The organism is Ralstonia sp. 25mfcol4.1, from assembly GCF_900104095.1.
GTDB lineage: Bacteria > Pseudomonadota > Gammaproteobacteria > Burkholderiales > Burkholderiaceae > Cupriavidus.
The window spans coordinates 197,018-211,131 of the sequence record NZ_FNJO01000002.1 but is presented as its reverse complement, the minus strand read 5'-3'; the positions used below and the strand labels follow the sequence as shown (position 1 = coordinate 211,131).

15 protein-coding genes and 1 pseudogene are annotated in these 14,114 nt (G+C 64.7%); 10 read left to right on the top strand and 6 right to left on the bottom strand.

Annotated elements, in window-relative coordinates; translation table 11 throughout:
• Positions 1 to 56: 56 nt before the first annotated feature.
• The 3 genes from BLQ58_RS04085 to BLQ58_RS04075 all read left to right on the top strand — a co-directional run bounded on the left by BLQ58_RS04085 (position 57) and on the right by BLQ58_RS04075 (position 3,663).
• Positions 57 to 806: an electron transfer flavoprotein subunit beta/FixA family protein gene (locus tag BLQ58_RS04085; RefSeq protein ID WP_092594842.1), complete on the top strand. Its 750-nt coding sequence runs from the start codon at positions 57 to 59 to the stop codon at positions 804 to 806.
• A gap of 19 nt (positions 807 to 825) precedes the next feature.
• On the top strand, positions 826 to 1,761 hold the full coding sequence (locus BLQ58_RS04080) for an electron transfer flavoprotein subunit alpha/FixB family protein (RefSeq protein WP_092594840.1): 936 nt from the start codon (positions 826 to 828) through the stop codon (positions 1,759 to 1,761).
• 117 nt (positions 1,762 to 1,878) lie between these two features.
• The gene (locus BLQ58_RS04075) at positions 1,879 to 3,663 is read left to right on the top strand and encodes an acyl-CoA dehydrogenase (RefSeq protein WP_092594838.1); all 1,785 of its coding nucleotides are present in this window, start codon (positions 1,879 to 1,881) and stop codon (positions 3,661 to 3,663) included.
• Positions 3,664 to 3,738: 75 nt separating this feature from the next.
• Here the strand turns inward: BLQ58_RS04075 and BLQ58_RS04070 are convergent, their stop codons facing one another.
• A complete protein-coding gene (locus tag BLQ58_RS04070) occupies positions 3,739 to 5,043 on the bottom strand; it encodes a D-amino acid dehydrogenase (protein WP_092594836.1) in 1,305 nt (434 codons plus the stop codon).
• A gap of 109 nt (positions 5,044 to 5,152) precedes the next feature.
• Here BLQ58_RS04070 and BLQ58_RS04065 point away from each other — a divergent pair, with 109 nt between their 5' ends.
• A complete protein-coding gene (locus tag BLQ58_RS04065) occupies positions 5,153 to 5,668 on the top strand; it encodes an Lrp/AsnC ligand binding domain-containing protein (protein ID WP_092594834.1) in 516 nt (171 codons plus the stop codon).
• 69 nt (positions 5,669 to 5,737) lie between these two features.
• Positions 5,738 to 6,880 carry a PA0069 family radical SAM protein gene (locus BLQ58_RS04060; RefSeq protein ID WP_092594832.1) on the top strand — a complete coding sequence of 381 codons (1,143 nt, stop codon included), beginning with the start codon at positions 5,738 to 5,740 and terminating at the stop codon, positions 6,878 to 6,880.
• A 351-nt stretch (positions 6,881 to 7,231) separates the two neighbouring features.
• Here BLQ58_RS04060 and BLQ58_RS04055 read toward each other — a convergent pair whose 3' ends face one another.
• The 4 genes and pseudogenes from BLQ58_RS04055 to BLQ58_RS04045 all read right to left on the bottom strand — a co-directional run bounded on the left by BLQ58_RS04055 (position 7,232) and on the right by BLQ58_RS04045 (position 9,875).
• Positions 7,232 to 7,735: a TM2 domain-containing protein gene (locus BLQ58_RS04055; protein ID WP_092594830.1), complete on the bottom strand. Its 504-nt coding sequence runs from the start codon at positions 7,733 to 7,735 to the stop codon at positions 7,232 to 7,234.
• Between the two features lie 65 nt (positions 7,736 to 7,800).
• A complete protein-coding gene (locus BLQ58_RS29040; RefSeq protein ID WP_175459832.1) occupies positions 7,801 to 7,950 on the bottom strand; it encodes a hypothetical protein in 150 nt (49 codons plus the stop codon).
• A gap of 237 nt (positions 7,951 to 8,187) precedes the next feature.
• Positions 8,188 to 8,601, bottom strand: coding sequence for a hypothetical protein (locus BLQ58_RS04050; RefSeq protein WP_092594828.1), 414 nt, complete (start codon positions 8,599 to 8,601; stop codon positions 8,188 to 8,190).
• A gap of 186 nt (positions 8,602 to 8,787) precedes the next feature.
• Positions 8,788 to 9,875, bottom strand: a pseudogene (locus BLQ58_RS04045) (sorbosone dehydrogenase family protein).
• 222 nt (positions 9,876 to 10,097) lie between these two features.
• On the opposite strand from BLQ58_RS04045, the gene rpsP reads away from it, so the two are divergent.
• The 5 genes from rpsP (at position 10,098) to BLQ58_RS04020 (ending at position 13,181) form a co-directional block, all read left to right on the top strand.
• A complete protein-coding gene (gene rpsP / locus BLQ58_RS04040; RefSeq protein ID WP_092594826.1) occupies positions 10,098 to 10,352 on the top strand; it encodes a 30S ribosomal protein S16 in 255 nt (84 codons plus the stop codon).
• Between the two features lie 59 nt (positions 10,353 to 10,411).
• On the top strand, positions 10,412 to 11,080 hold the full coding sequence (gene rimM / locus BLQ58_RS04035) for a ribosome maturation factor RimM (protein WP_092594824.1): 669 nt from the start codon (positions 10,412 to 10,414) through the stop codon (positions 11,078 to 11,080).
• A 31-nt stretch (positions 11,081 to 11,111) separates the two neighbouring features.
• Positions 11,112 to 11,894, top strand: a complete 783-nt coding sequence (gene trmD / locus BLQ58_RS04030; protein WP_092594822.1) for a tRNA (guanosine(37)-N1)-methyltransferase TrmD — start codon at positions 11,112 to 11,114, stop codon at positions 11,892 to 11,894.
• A 67-nt stretch (positions 11,895 to 11,961) separates the two neighbouring features.
• Positions 11,962 to 12,354, top strand: a complete 393-nt coding sequence (rplS, locus tag BLQ58_RS04025) for a 50S ribosomal protein L19 (protein ID WP_092594821.1) — start codon at positions 11,962 to 11,964, stop codon at positions 12,352 to 12,354.
• Positions 12,355 to 12,500: 146 nt separating this feature from the next.
• Entirely contained in the window at positions 12,501 to 13,181 is a 681-nt protein-coding gene (locus tag BLQ58_RS04020; protein WP_092594819.1) for a CoA pyrophosphatase, read from the top strand.
• Positions 13,182 to 13,184: 3 nt separating this feature from the next.
• Here the strand turns inward: BLQ58_RS04020 and BLQ58_RS04015 are convergent, their stop codons facing one another.
• Complete coding sequence (locus tag BLQ58_RS04015; protein WP_092594817.1) at positions 13,185 to 14,036, bottom strand: sulfurtransferase; 852 nt, start codon at positions 14,034 to 14,036, stop codon at positions 13,185 to 13,187.
• Positions 14,037 to 14,114: the final 78 nt, after the last annotated feature.

The following is a 14,114-nucleotide window of genomic DNA, read 5'->3' as shown; positions in this document are numbered from 1 at the left end:
ATAATGGCGAGCGATTCAAAAACTTTGGAACTATCAGCTATCAGTGGAGTGAGCGCATGAAAGTACTCGTCGCAGTCAAGCGGGTGGTGGACTACAACGTCAAGGTCCGCGTGAAGTCGGATGGCTCGGGCGTTGACCTGGCCAACGTCAAGATGAGCATGAACCCGTTCGACGAAATCGCCGTCGAAGAGGCCGTGCGCCTGAAGGAAGCCGGCGTCGTCACCGAGGTAATCGCCGTGTCGTGCGGCGTGGCCCAGTGCCAGGAAACCCTGCGTACCGCGATGGCCATTGGCGCGGACCGCGGCATCCTGGTGGAGTCGAACGAAGACCTGCAGCCGCTGGCCGTGGCCAAGCTGCTGAAGGCACTGATCGACAAGGAACAGCCGAGCCTGGTGATCCTGGGCAAGCAGGCCATCGACGATGACTCGAACCAGACCGGCCAGATGGTGGCCGCGCTGGCCGGCCTGCCGCAAGCCACGTTTGCCTCGAAGGTGGTGGTGGCCGACGGCAAGGCTTCGGTGACGCGTGAAGTGGATGGCGGTCTGGAAACGCTGTCGGTCAAGCTGCCGGCCGTGGTGACCACCGACCTGCGCCTGAACGAGCCGCGCTACGTGACGCTGCCGAACATCATGAAGGCGAAGAAGAAGCCGCTGGATACCGTGAAGCCGGAAGACCTCGGCGTCGATGTGAAGCCGCGCCTGCAGACCGTCAAGGTTGTCGAGCCTGCCAAGCGCAGCGCCGGCGTGATGGTGCCGGACGTTGCCACGCTGGTGCAAAAGCTGAAGTCGGAAGCCAAGGTTATCTGAGCGCGGGGGAGAAAAGAACATGACTGCACTTGTCATTGCTGAACACGACAATCAATCGATCAAGGCCGCCACGCTGAACGCCGTGACGGCTGCCGCCCAGTGCGGCGGCGACGTCCACGTGCTGGTGGCCGGTTCCAACGCCAAAGCTGCCGCCGACGCCGCCGCGAAGATCGCTGGCGTGGCGAAGGTCCTGCTGGCCGACGCACCGTACTTTGCCGACGGCCTGGCCGAAAACGTGGGCGAGCAGATCCTGGCCATCGCCAGCGACTACTCGCACATCGTCGCCCCGGCGACGGCTTCGGGCAAGAACATCCTGCCGCGCGTGGCAGCCAAGCTGGACGTTGCACAACTGTCGGACATCACCAAGGTGGATTCGCCCGATACGTTCGAGCGTCCGATCTACGCCGGCAACGCCATCGCCACGGTCAAGTCGGCAGACAAGATCAAGGTGATCACGGTGCGTGGCACGGCATTCGACCCGGCCGCCGCCGAGGGTGGCTCGGCTGCGGTGGAAACGCTGCCGGCCGTGGCCGACGCGGGCATCTCGCAATTCGTGTCGCGTGAAGTGACCAAGAGCGACCGTCCGGAACTGACCGCCGCCAAGATCATCGTCTCCGGTGGCCGTGGCGTGGGTTCGGGCGAGAACTACACCAAGGTGCTGACGCCGCTGGCCGACAAGCTCGGCGCCGCGCTGGGTGCATCGCGTGCCGCAGTCGATGCCGGCTTCGTGCCGAACGACTACCAGGTGGGCCAGACCGGCAAGATCGTGGCCCCGCAGCTGTACATCGCCGTCGGTATCTCGGGCGCGATCCAGCATCTGGCCGGCATGAAGGACTCCAAGGTGATCGTCGCGATCAACAAGGACGCGGAAGCTCCGATCTTCTCGGTGGCGGACTACGGCCTGGTGGGCGACCTGAACACCGTGGTGCCCGAGCTGGTGGCAGCACTGGGCTGACAAAGCCCGACCGGCCGGTTCGACATCGCATTGAACCGGCCGCAAGCAGAACTACTATAAAGCCGTTCCGGGTAGCTTCCCGCGAGCGGCTTTTTTGCAGGATCGTGGAGACATACGATGACCTATCGCGCACCACTCAAGGACATGCAGTTCGTCATGAACGAACTGGCAGGGCTTGAACAGATCAGCCAGTTGCCCGGCTATGAAGAGGCAACCCCCGATACGGCGCAGGCCGTGCTCGAAGAAGCCGCCAAGTTCAACGAACAGGTGGTGGCGCCGCTGAACCGTCCGGGCGACCTCAACCCCAGCAGCTGGAAGGATGGCGTGGTCACCACCACGGCCGGCTTCAAGGACGCGTTCCGCCAGTTTGGCGAAGGCGGCTGGCAGGGCGTGCTGCATCCGGCCGAGTTCGAAGGCCAGGGCCTGCCCAAGCTGGTGGCCACGCCGTGCATCGAAATGCTGAACAGTGCGAACCTGTCGTTCGCGCTGTGCCCGCTGCTGACCGACGGCGCCATCGAGGCACTGCTGACAGCCGGGAGCGATGAACAGAAGGCCACTTTCCTGCCCAAGCTGATCTCGGGCGAGTGGACGGGCACGATGAACCTGACCGAGCCGCAGGCCGGGTCGGACCTGGCCGCGGTGCGCACGCGCGCCGAGCCGCAGGGCGATGGCACGTTCAGGATCTTCGGCACCAAGATCTTCATCACGTATGGCGAGCACGACATGGCGGACAACATCGTCCACCTGGTGCTGGCGCGCACGCCGACCGCGCCTGAAGGCGTGAAGGGCATCTCGCTGTTCATCGTGCCGAAGTTCAAGGTGAACGCCGATGGTTCGCTGGGCGAGCGCAACGACGTGCAGTGCGTGTCGATCGAGCACAAGCTCGGCATCAAGGCCAGCCCCACGGCCGTGCTGCAGTTCGGCGACCATGGCGGTGCCATCGGCACGCTGGTGGGCGAGGAGAACCGCGGCCTCGAGTACATGTTCATCATGATGAACTCGGCGCGCTTCGCGGTAGGGATGCAGGGCATTGCGATTTCCGAGCGCGCCTACCAGCAGGCCGTGGCGTACGCGAAGGATCGCGTGCAGAGCCGGCCGGTGGATGGATCGGCGCGCGAGGCGGTGACGATCATCCATCATCCTGACGTCAAGCGCATGCTGATGACGATGCGCGCGCTGATCGAAGGCGCCCGCGCCGTGGCCTACGTGGCCGCCGCCGCCAGCGACATCGCCCACCAGCATCCCGATGAAGCCGTGCGCCGCGAGAACATGGCGCTCTACGAGTTCCTGGTGCCGGTGGTGAAGGGCTGGAGTACCGAGCTGTCGATCGACGTGACGAGCCTGGGCGTGCAGGTCCACGGCGGCATGGGCTTCATCGAGGAAACGGGCGCGGCGCAGCACTATCGCGACGCCCGCATCCTGACGATCTACGAAGGCACGACGGCCATCCAGGCCAACGACCTGGTCGGTCGCAAGACCGTGCGCGACGGCGGCGCCGTGGCGCGTGCACTCTGCGCGAAGATCGCCGAAACCGAAGCCGAACTGGGCAAGCATGGCGGCGCGTCGTTCAAGGCCGTGCAGGCGCAGCTGAAGCTGGGCCGCGAGGCGCTGGAAGCCGTGGTGCAATTCGTGGTGGAAAATACCAAGGGCGACCCGAACGCGGTGTTTGCCGGCAGCGTGCCTTACCTGAAGCTCTGCGGCATCGTGCTGTCGGGCTGGCAACTGGGCCGCGCCATGCTGGCGGCCGATGCGAAGCGTGAGGAAGATCCGGCGTTCTACGACGCCAAGATCGCCACCGCGTACTTCTTCGGCCAGCACATCCTGTCGCAGGCCTCGTCGCTGCGCGCGGCCATCGTGGAAGGCGCGGAGCCGATCAAGGCCATGACGGCCGACCAGTTCTGACGCGCGTCACGCCATCGTAGCAATACGAAAAGGGCGACCCGCGGGTCGCCCTTCCTGTCTCTGCAGCCCAGGAAATCAGGCCGCCACCGGACGGGGCACATGGTGCGTGCGCGTCGGCTTGCGATAGCGATCCACCGACAGGTCGTCGGCGCGAATCGCCGGGCGCGTGCCCGATACCAGGTCGGACAGCAACTTGCCCGAGCCGCAAGCCATGGTCCAGCCCAGCGTGCCGTGGCCGGTGTTGAGCCACAGGCCGCGAATGCCCGCAGGGCCCACCACGGGCGTGCCGTCCGGCGTCATCGGACGCAGGCCGGTCCAGAACGTGGCACGGCTCACATCGCCGGCACCCGGGAACAGGTCGGTCACCACGTGTTCGAGCGTGCGGCGCTTGTTCGGATCGAGCGAGCGGTCGTAGCCGACGATCTGTGCCATGCCGCCCACGCGGATACGGTCGTCGAAGCGCGTAATCGCCACCTTGTACGTTTCGTCGAGCACCGTCGACACCGGGCTCTTGTCGGCATCGAGCAGCGGCACCGTGATCGAGAAGCCCTTGAGCGGATAGACCGGCAGATTCGAGAGGCCCGGCAGCACCGGCTTCACGAACGGCGTGGACCAGCTGCCCAGTGCCACCACCACGGCATCGGCCAGCATCGGCTCGCCGCCGACGATGGCGCCGGTCACGGCGTCGCCCTGGGTCAGCAGGCCGTCGATCGACCGGTTGTACTGGAACTGCACGCCGATCGATGCAGCCATGGCTGCCAGCCGTTCGGTAAACAGCTGGCAGTCCCCGGTTTCATCGTTCGGCAGGCGCAAGCCGCCCGCCAGCTTTTGGCCAGCGGCGGCAAGGGCCGGTTCGCTCGCGCCGAGTTCGTCGCGCGAGAGCAATTCGTAGGGCACGCCCGCTTCTTCAAGCACGGCGATGTCGCGCGCGGCGGCTTCCATCTGCGCATCGGTGCGGAACACCTGCAGCGTGCCCTGCTGGCGGCCTTCGTAGGCAATGCCGGTCTCGGCGCGCAGCGTGCGGATGCAGTCACGGCTGTACTCGGCCAGGCGCACCATGCGTTCCTTGTTCACGGCATAGCGGTCGGCCGTGCAGTTCTGCAGCATCTGCCACATCCACTGCAACTGGAACAGCGAGCCATCAGGCTTGATGGTCAGCGGCGCATGTTCCTGGAACATCCACTTGATCGCCTTCAGCGGCACGCCCGGAGCGGCCCATGGCGACGCATAGCCCGGCGAGATCTGGCCGGCATTGGCAAAGCTGGTGCCAAGTGCCGGGCCGCCTTCGCGGTCCACCACGGTCACTTCGTGACCGGCACGGGCCAGGTACCACGCACTGGTGACGCCAATCACGCCACTGCCAAGAACAAGAACGCGCATTTTCGGGGGCTCCGTACTGCCAAGTAAGGCTATAGAAGAATTCGCTTCTATACTATTGACTTCGAAGCAGTCTTAGTTCGCGAATTTCTTAAAAAAACAGGAAAGATTCATGAGAACGAGCCGCCAGCCGATCCGCTCCCTGGACCGCCTGGATCGCAAGATCCTCGGGGTGCTGCAGGGCGATGGCCGGATATCGATGAAAGACCTGGCGGAGGCCGTGGGACTGACGATCACGCCCTGCATCGAGCGCGTAAAGCGGCTGGAGCGCGACGGCGTCATCATGGGCTACTACGCGCGGCTGAATCCGGCCCTGCTGGGCAGCGCGCTGCTGGTGTTCGTCGAGATATCGCTGAACAACAAGTCGGGCAACATGTTCGAGCAGTTCCGGCGCGAGGTGCTGCGCATCCCCGAAGTGCTGGAGTGCCATCTGGTGTCCGGCGATTTCGATTACCTGATCAAGGCACGCATCCGCGAGATTGGCGAGTACCGCCGGCTGCTGGGCGACATCCTGCTGCAACTGCCCGGCGCCGCGCAGTCGAAGAGCTACGTCGTGATGGAAGAAATCAAGGAAACGCTGGCGATTGCGGTGGACGCCAAGGAAAGCAGCGTATCCGGCACGGCCTGAAATCGCGCTTGGGTCCCGGTCATCGATACTGTATATTCATACAGTATTTCATCGCCCCCAGACCCGCCCATGCCTCCGATTCCCATGCCGCCCCGAAAGGGCCGCGGCGCTGTCAGCAACCTGCAGGGACGCTTCGAGCGAGATCAGCGCGAGGCGTTCGACGATGGCTGGCTGGCGCCCGAGGAATCCACAGCCGGCGATGGGACGGGTCCAGACGCGGCGCTGCCGCCCAGACTGGTTACGCAGGTGACGCGCGAGCAGGCCAGATCGATCCTCTCGCGCAATGCATCGCCCGATATCCCGTTCGATACGTCACTGAATCCGTATCGCGGCTGTGAACACGGCTGCATTTACTGTTTTGCGCGCCCGACGCACGCCTACCTGGACCTGTCGCCGGGGCTCGATTTCGAGACGAAGCTGTACGCCAAGGCCAATGCCGCGGAGCGCCTGCGTGACGAATTGTCCCGGCCCTCGTATCGCTGCGAGACGATTGCGTTGGGCGTGAACACCGATGCCTACCAGCCGATCGAGCGCGAGCAGCGCATCACGCGCGGGGTTCTGGAAGTGCTGCATGAGACCGATCACCCGGTGGCGCTGATCACGAAGTCATCGCTGATCGAACGCGACATCGACCTGCTGGCGCCGATGGCTGGGCAGCGGCTGGCGGTGGCGGCCGTAACCATCACCACCCTGGATGCCGGGCTGGCGCGCACGCTGGAGCCCCGCGCCGCCACGCCGTCGCGCCGGCTGCGGACGATCCGCGCACTGACCGATGCCGGCATTCCGGTGGGCGTGAGTGTGGCGCCGGTCATCCCGTTCATCACGGAGCCCGATCTGGAAAGAATTCTGGAAGCCGCGCATGACGCGGGGGCGGTCTACGCGAACTACATCGTGTTGCGTTTGCCGTGGGAAGTGCGCCCGCTGTTCCAGGAATGGCTGCAGGCGCATTTTCCCGACCGTGCCGAGCGGGTCATGAACCGCGTACGCGACATGCGCGGCGGCAAGGATTACGACGCCGATTTCGCTTCGCGCATGCGCGGCACGGGAATCTGGGCCGATCTGATCCGGCAACGGTTCTACAAGGCCGCGGATCGGCTCGGGTTTCGCTATAACCGCTTCGAGCTGGACACGTCGCGGTTCAGGCCACCGCCCAGACCGACGCGCTCCACGCGGCCGTGCGGCGGCGAAGACAGGCAAGGCTCGCTCTTCTGAGTTTCCTTGCGTGCAGTGGCCGGTGCATCCAGGCTGTCGTCGATCATGCGGCAGGCAAGTTCCAGTGCCGCCCTGGCACTGGTGGGCGGCAAGCCCGACGACATGGCCAGGCGCACCGCAATCGCGGCCAGGCGTCCTTCCTCGTAACTGGGATGTTCCATCAGCGTCTCCTTCGCAGCGCTGCAGCGGTGCAGTGCCGCCTGTCATTTGGACCTAAGCAGTATGGTCGTTTTACGAGTTATCGACAGGCTTATTGCGAGCGGGCTTGCGATCGGTCAATGCCATCCATGGACAACACGGCGATGTCGAGCGGATCGAAGGGCATTGCCGGACGGATGCCGCGGCGGGGCGTTATTCCTGTGACAGCGCCTTGGCGGCCTCGACCTGCGATTCGAAGAAGGTCTGGAAGCTGATCGCCAGCCCGGCCATCAGCAGGCCCGTGCCAATCATCAGTGACAGGATGACGAGAATTACCACCGGCCAGCCCGAGCGCGTGGGCGTGCCGTGCGCGTTATAGCGGGCATCCCATTTGTCGTCGGGCCGCAGCCCGAACACGATGGCGGTCAGGAATGCGCTGATGACCGATACGCCACCCGCCACGGCAAAGATCCAGTTCAGAACCGGACTTCCCGTGCCCACAATCATCGATGCGACGCCGATGGCACCCGCCGTCGTGGCCAGCAGATGGGTCCAGCCGAACGGGTCACGCAGGCCCTTCAGATAAAAGCGATGCGCCCCGAGGCTGCCAAGCAGGAAGGCCAGCGCGACGGTGATCAATTTGGATTTTCCGCCACGCGTTGTGGGTGGGCTGGCGGGTTCACGGGCAATGGCGGGGGCTTGGCTGGCGGCAGGCATCGTAGGCGAGGCTGGGCGAACGGAAAATCCCTTCGATGCCGGCGGCATCGGCGCCCATTGTAGCGTCAGGACGGCCAGATCGATGCCAGCGCGCCGGCCACCATTTTGGAGATATGCGTTTCGCTGTACAGCACCACGGTCAGCATCAGCATGAACAGCAGCGACAATGACAACTGGCCCGCGTGTCGGGCCAGGTCGTGAAGTAGGGGGTACATGATGAACCTCGACAGATCGTTCTTGTGGAGGCCGCGCCCAGCCTCCGGGGCCCGGACAGTGGGTGCCGGGCAGAGGCAGGTCAATTTGATTGCCGTCTGCGCAACAACGGCACGCTGGACGTCCCCGGACAGCGCCGGGCGGCAGCCTGTGCGGCGTTTTCTGGCACGCACATCAAGACTGACCATGAAAAAAGGCCGGAAGTTCCGGCCTGGGGGATGGGCTTGCGGGAAAGTGCGTCAGCGTCCGCCGTCGCGGCCGCGCGCCTGCCAGCCGGGACCGACATGGGCGGGGCGCATCTCGGTGCCGCGCATCGAAGCATCGCCACCGCTGTTGCGATCGGCACCGCCAGCCTGGCGTGCGGACCGTTCATCGGTCTGGCCGCCAGGGCCGGGCGGCCGGCCGCTCAGGCGGTCGTCGTTACGGGCGCGCTGTTCCATCCGGTCGATCTGGGCCTGTACGTGGTCGCGGTTTTCCGCGCGAACGCTGGCAACGTCCCAGCCGGCGCCCACACGGCCCATACGCACCGGCTGCTCGGCGAAGGCGCGCTGCCAGAAGGCAACTTGTGCGTGGCTGGTGGCAACTGTGCCAACCAGGCCGATGACGGCCACGGTACCAGCCACCAGATGGCGCAGGTGGGGGCGGGTAAGCATGCGGAATCCCAATGTCCTGTAGCAGGTGATGAGTCAGGCGTTGGATTCATGGTACGCAGCGAGGCTGTGATGGCCTAGGCGAAACCCGTTACTGGTGTAACGGATTGTTTCGTCATTTTTGCCACGTTTGGCGCGTCCGCCGGGACCCCGCGCCGGGCCTCGCCTGGCGGCGATTAGAGGCCTGTTTCAGGGCGCATAGCGGATGCGGTAGATGGCATCGGCCATGTCGTCGCTGACCAACAAGGAACCATCGGGCGCGACCTGGACATCGACCGGGCGGCCCCACGGAATGCCGTTGTGCAGCCATCCTTCGGCAAACACTTCCTGGCGCACGGCTCGGCCTTTATCGTCCACCACGACGCGCACGATGCGATAGCCGCTGCGTTCGGAGCGATTCCAGCTGCCGTGTTCGGCGATGAAGATGTTGTTCTGGCGGTATTCGGCCGGAAACTGGGTGCCCGTATAGAACCGCATGCCCAGCGCCGCAACGTGCGCGCCCAGCTTGGCCACGGGCGGCACGAAGGTCGAGCAGGGGCGCTGCTTGCCGAACTCGGGATCGGCGATGTCGCCGGCATGGCAATAGGGAAATCCGAAATGCTGGCCCGGCTGCGTCAGCCGATTCAGTTCGTCATCGGGCTGGTCGTCGCCGAGCCAGTCGGGCCGTTGTCGGTGAACCAGAGTTCGTGCGAGGCCGGATGCCAGGCAAATCCCACCGTGTTGCGCACGCCCTTCGCCACGACCTGCAGATCGGAGCCATCGGGCTTCATCTTCATGATGTTGGCGTAGCGGTTTTCGTCGCGCGCGCAGATGTTGCAGGGCGCGCCGACCGGTACGTACAGATAACCATCGGGCCCGAAGGCAATAAACTTCCAGCCGTGATGCGTATCGGTGGGAAAGGTATCGTTGACTATCGCCGGCTTTGGCGGGGAATCGAGTCGTGTCTCGATATCGTCGAGGCGAACGATACGTGATGTGGACGACACAAAAAGCGAGCCATCGCGGAACGCCACCCCGGCGGGCATGGTGAGTCCGCTGGCAATCACACGCGGTTTCGGGTCGGGTGCCAGGGGCGATGCCAGCGCATAGACCTTGCCCTCGCCGCGCGATCCAACGTAGAGGGTGCCCTGCGGCGACATCGCCATGCCGCGGGCACCGGGCACCTTGTCAGTCAATACGTCGATCCGGAAGCCGGGCGGCAGCTTGATATGGCTGATCGGCGGCGCAGCCTGTGCAGGCTGGCTCCATGCGAAAATGCCAAGGGCGAGCACGGCCATCGCCCGGCACAGGCCCCTCGCGCCAGAAAAGTGTCGATTCGGGCTCACGGCATACCTCCGGTTCGCGGTTTTCGCCACGATGCTATGCCGCAAGTGTTGCGTCAACTGCGCTCCGCAGGGGCGGTATCGTGCAGGAAAGCCCTAAGTGTTTGTTTGGACTCGGGAAGTGGGCTATACTCTTGCGTTTCGTGTTCGCACACCCCGTTTTTTCGAGGAATTAACATGGTCGTAATCCGTCTGGCTCGCGGCGGCAGCAAGAAGCGCCCGTTCTTCAACATCGTTGCTACCGATTCGCGCAACCGTCGCGATGGCCGTTTCATCGAGCGCGTTGGCTTCTACAACCCGCTGGCTTCCGACAAGGAAGAAGGCCTGCGCGTTGCGCAAGACCGTCTGGCCTACTGGCAAGGCGTTGGCGCCCAACTGTCGCCGACCGTTGCCCGCCTGGTCAAGCAAGCCGCCGTCAAGGCTGCTGCCTGATAGCTGTTCAGGCGCACCTGCATGTGGTGCGCGCTGACGCGTAAAGACGCTCCGCCAACGTGACTGGCAACGCCACCGGCCGCAAGCCGCTGAACCTGTCGACTGCCGCCACGCAAGGTGGTGCCGCCGGCCGGCCAGCAAAGCTGCCTGCCACGCTGCTGTTCACGGACAGCCTGCCCGACGATCTCGTCGAGGTTGGCTACGTGGGCGCCGCATACGGCATCCGGGGCTGGATCAAGGTCCAGCCACATGCGGACGACGCCTCCGCATTGCTGCATGCCCGCCGCTGGTGGCTGCTGCGTGCACCGGCTGCCGGCGTGGTAACGGCGCCTGCCGAGGCGGCGGAAGCGGTCAGCGTCAAGATTTCCCAGTCGCGGGAACATAGCGGTACCGTGGTGGCGCAAGCCACCGGCGTTTCGGATCGCAATGTGGCGGAAATGCTCAAGGGCCGCCGCGTCTGGATCCGGCGTGCGGATTTTCCCGCGCCGGAAGAAGGTGAGTTTTACTGGGTCGACCTGATCGGTTGCGCCGTGGTCAACGAGCAGGGCGAATCGCTCGGCGACGTGACCGGGCTGATCGACAACGGCGCCCACCAGATCCTACAGGTGGCGTACCAGCTGCCGGACGGCAAGGCCGCTGAGCGGCTGATCCCGTTTGTCGACGCATTCCTGCGCGCGGTCGATACGTCGGCCCGGCGCATCGTGGTCGACTGGGGGCTGGACTACTGACGTTCCTGAATTGCCGTCGAGGGAGGCGCTGATGCAGTTCGATGTAATCACGCTGTTTCCCGAGATGTTTCGCGCGCTGACCGACTGGGGTATCACCAGCCGGGCGGCGAAGCAGCAGCGTTATGCGCTGCGCACCTGGAATCCCCGCGACTTCACGGTCGACAATTACCGTACGATCGACGATCGCCCCTATGGCGGCGGGCCTGGCATGGTGATGCTGGGCAAGCCGCTCGAAGATGCGATCGATGCCGCGAGCGCGGCGCAGTCGGACGCTGGTGTCGAACGGCCGCACGTGGTGCTGATGTCGCCGCAAGGCGCGACGCTGAGCCATGGCAAGGTCATGGAACTGGCGCAGCGTCCGGGGCTGGTGCTGCTGTGCGGACGGTACGAGGCGATCGATCAGCGCCTGATCGACCGTCGCGTGGACGAGGAAATCAGCCTCGGCGATTTCGTGCTGTCGGGTGGCGAACTGCCCGCGATGGCGCTGATCGACGCGGTGGTGCGGCATCTGCCTGGCGTGCTGGGCGATGCGCAGTCGGCGGTGCAGGACAGCTTTGTGAACGGCCTGCTCGACTGTCCGCATTACACGCGGCCGGAAGAATACGAAGGCGTGCGGGTGCCCGATGTGTTGCTCGGGGGCCATCATGCCGAGATTGAAAAATGGCGGCGCCAGCAGGCGCTGGCCAATACCGCGCGCAAGCGTCCCGATCTGATCGTGGCGGCGCGCGCGCAAGGGTTGTTGTCCAAGGCCGACGAGAAGTACCTGTCGACCCTGGCGGCGAAAGCAGGGCAGGAGTTCGCTCCCGCCAAGTGAAACCCCATCCTCTGCCGGGGCCCCGAATGTGGGTATTAACGCCGGTAAGATGGTTAAGGAGAAAACGATGAACCTCATCGAGCAAATCGAGAAGGAAGAGATCGCGCGTCTGACCGCGAACAAGACCATCCCCGCATTCGCACCTGGCGACACCGTGATCGTCAACGTGAACGTGGTGGAAGGTAACCGCAAGCGCGTGCAGGCTTACGAAGGCGTGGTGATCGCCAAGCGTAACCGTGGTCTGAACAGCTCCTTCATCGTGCGCAAGATCTCGTCGGGTGAAGGCGTGGAACGTACGTTCCAGCTGTACTCGCCGCTGATCGCCGGCATCGAAGTGAAGCGTCGCGGTGACGTCCGTCGCGCGAAGCTGTACTACCTGCGCGAGCGTTCGGGCAAGTCGGCACGTATCAAGGAAAAGCTGGTGACGAAGGCCAAGGCCGCTGCCGTCGCCGCGGAATAAGCTTTTCCGCGCCAGGCACCGGGCGACCGGTGCCAATCCGGCATTGCGAAGGACACCCTCGGGTGTCCTTTTTGCACTTCCGGTGGCGTCGCCCTACATTATGCTGCAATGCAACATTCTGACGTTCTGTCATACTTGACGACGTTATGCGCCCCAAATTCGATCCCGAGGCGCTGCCGGTTATCGAGACCGACAGCCGCCGCGCGCCGCTCAGTGCGCCGCGCATGCAACCCGATTTCATCCGGCACCGGCTGCTCTCGCCCCCGGCGTGGGAGCCTGAACTGACCGACGAGTCACGCGTCTACGATCGCACGCGCGGGCTGCGGCAAGCTTCGGTACTGGTGCCCCTGGTCGAGCACCCCGACGGCCTGACGGTGCTGCTGACCCAGCGCAATGCCAACCTGACCGCGCATGCCGGGCAGATCAGCTTTCCGGGCGGCAGTCAGGAAACCTTCGATGCCGACCGCATTGCCACGGCCCTGCGCGAGACCGAGGAGGAAATCGGCCTCAAGCGTGATTTCATCGAGGTACTGGGATCGTTGCCGGACTACATCACCGGCACGGGCTTCCACGTAAGCCCGGTGGTGGGCCTGGTTCATACCGGCTTCACGCTGCAGCCCGATGCGGGCGAGGTGGCCGAAATCTTCGAGGTGCCGCTGGCGTTTTTGATGGACCCCGCTCGGCACGAGCGCCGCATGCTGCGCTGGGAAGGCGGGGAGCGCCAGTTCTATTCGATGCCGTATCCGCGCGAGGGCGGCGGGCATCGCTTCATCTGGGGCGCGACGGCCGGGATGCTACGCAACCTCTACCATCTGCTGGCCGCCTGACAATCACGCCGCGGCAACCGCGGCAGCCGTGTCGGCGCAGTGCGGGCAGCACTGGCCCACGACATACTTCGGATGCTGCTGCTCCTCGGGCGTCACCACGGCGCGGCAGGCAAAGCACTGGACCGGGCCGGCGGGCTCCAGGTTCGGATTCAGCGCGGTGCGGTAGTCGAACACGAAGCAGTCGCCGTGGTAGTGGCTGCCGCCGACTTCCTCGAAATACTTGAGGATGCCGCCTTCGAGCTGGTACACGCGCTCGATGCCCACTTCCTGCATGTGAATGGCTGCCTTTTCGCAGCGGATGCCGCCCGTGCAGAACGACACCACGGTCTTGCCGTCGAGCGCCGCCCTGTTTTCGGCCACGGCGGGCGGAAATTCGCTGAATTTCGAGATGTTGTACTCGACCGCACCGTCGAACGTGCCCACTGCCACTTCGAAATCGTTGCGCGTGTCGAGCATCACCACCGGGCGGCCTTCGTCGTCATGGCCCTGGTCGAGCCAGCGCTTGAGATCCACCGGGCGCACCGACGGCGCTCGGCCGGCTTCCGGGCGGATCAGCGGCATCTTCATGGTGATGATTTCCTTCTTGGCACGCACCAGCATGCGCTTGAAGGGCTGGTTTTCCGACAGGCTTTCCTTTGGGGCGATATCGGCGAAGCGCGCATCGGCGTGCAGCCACGCCATGAAGCCGTCGATCTGCCCGCGTGTGCCGGCCAGGAACATGTTGATGCCTTCCGGTGCCAGCAGGATCGTGCCTTTCAGTCCCGCCGCCTCGCAGCGCTCGCGCATGGCGGGGCGCAGGGTCTCGATATCCTCGAGCGTGACGAACTTGTAAGCCGAAATGTTGACGATCTGCATGGAATGATGCCGCCGGGCCGGGCGCCGCAGGTGACTGCGGGACGCGCCAGCGCGCTCGGTAACTGCCTGATTGGAAAG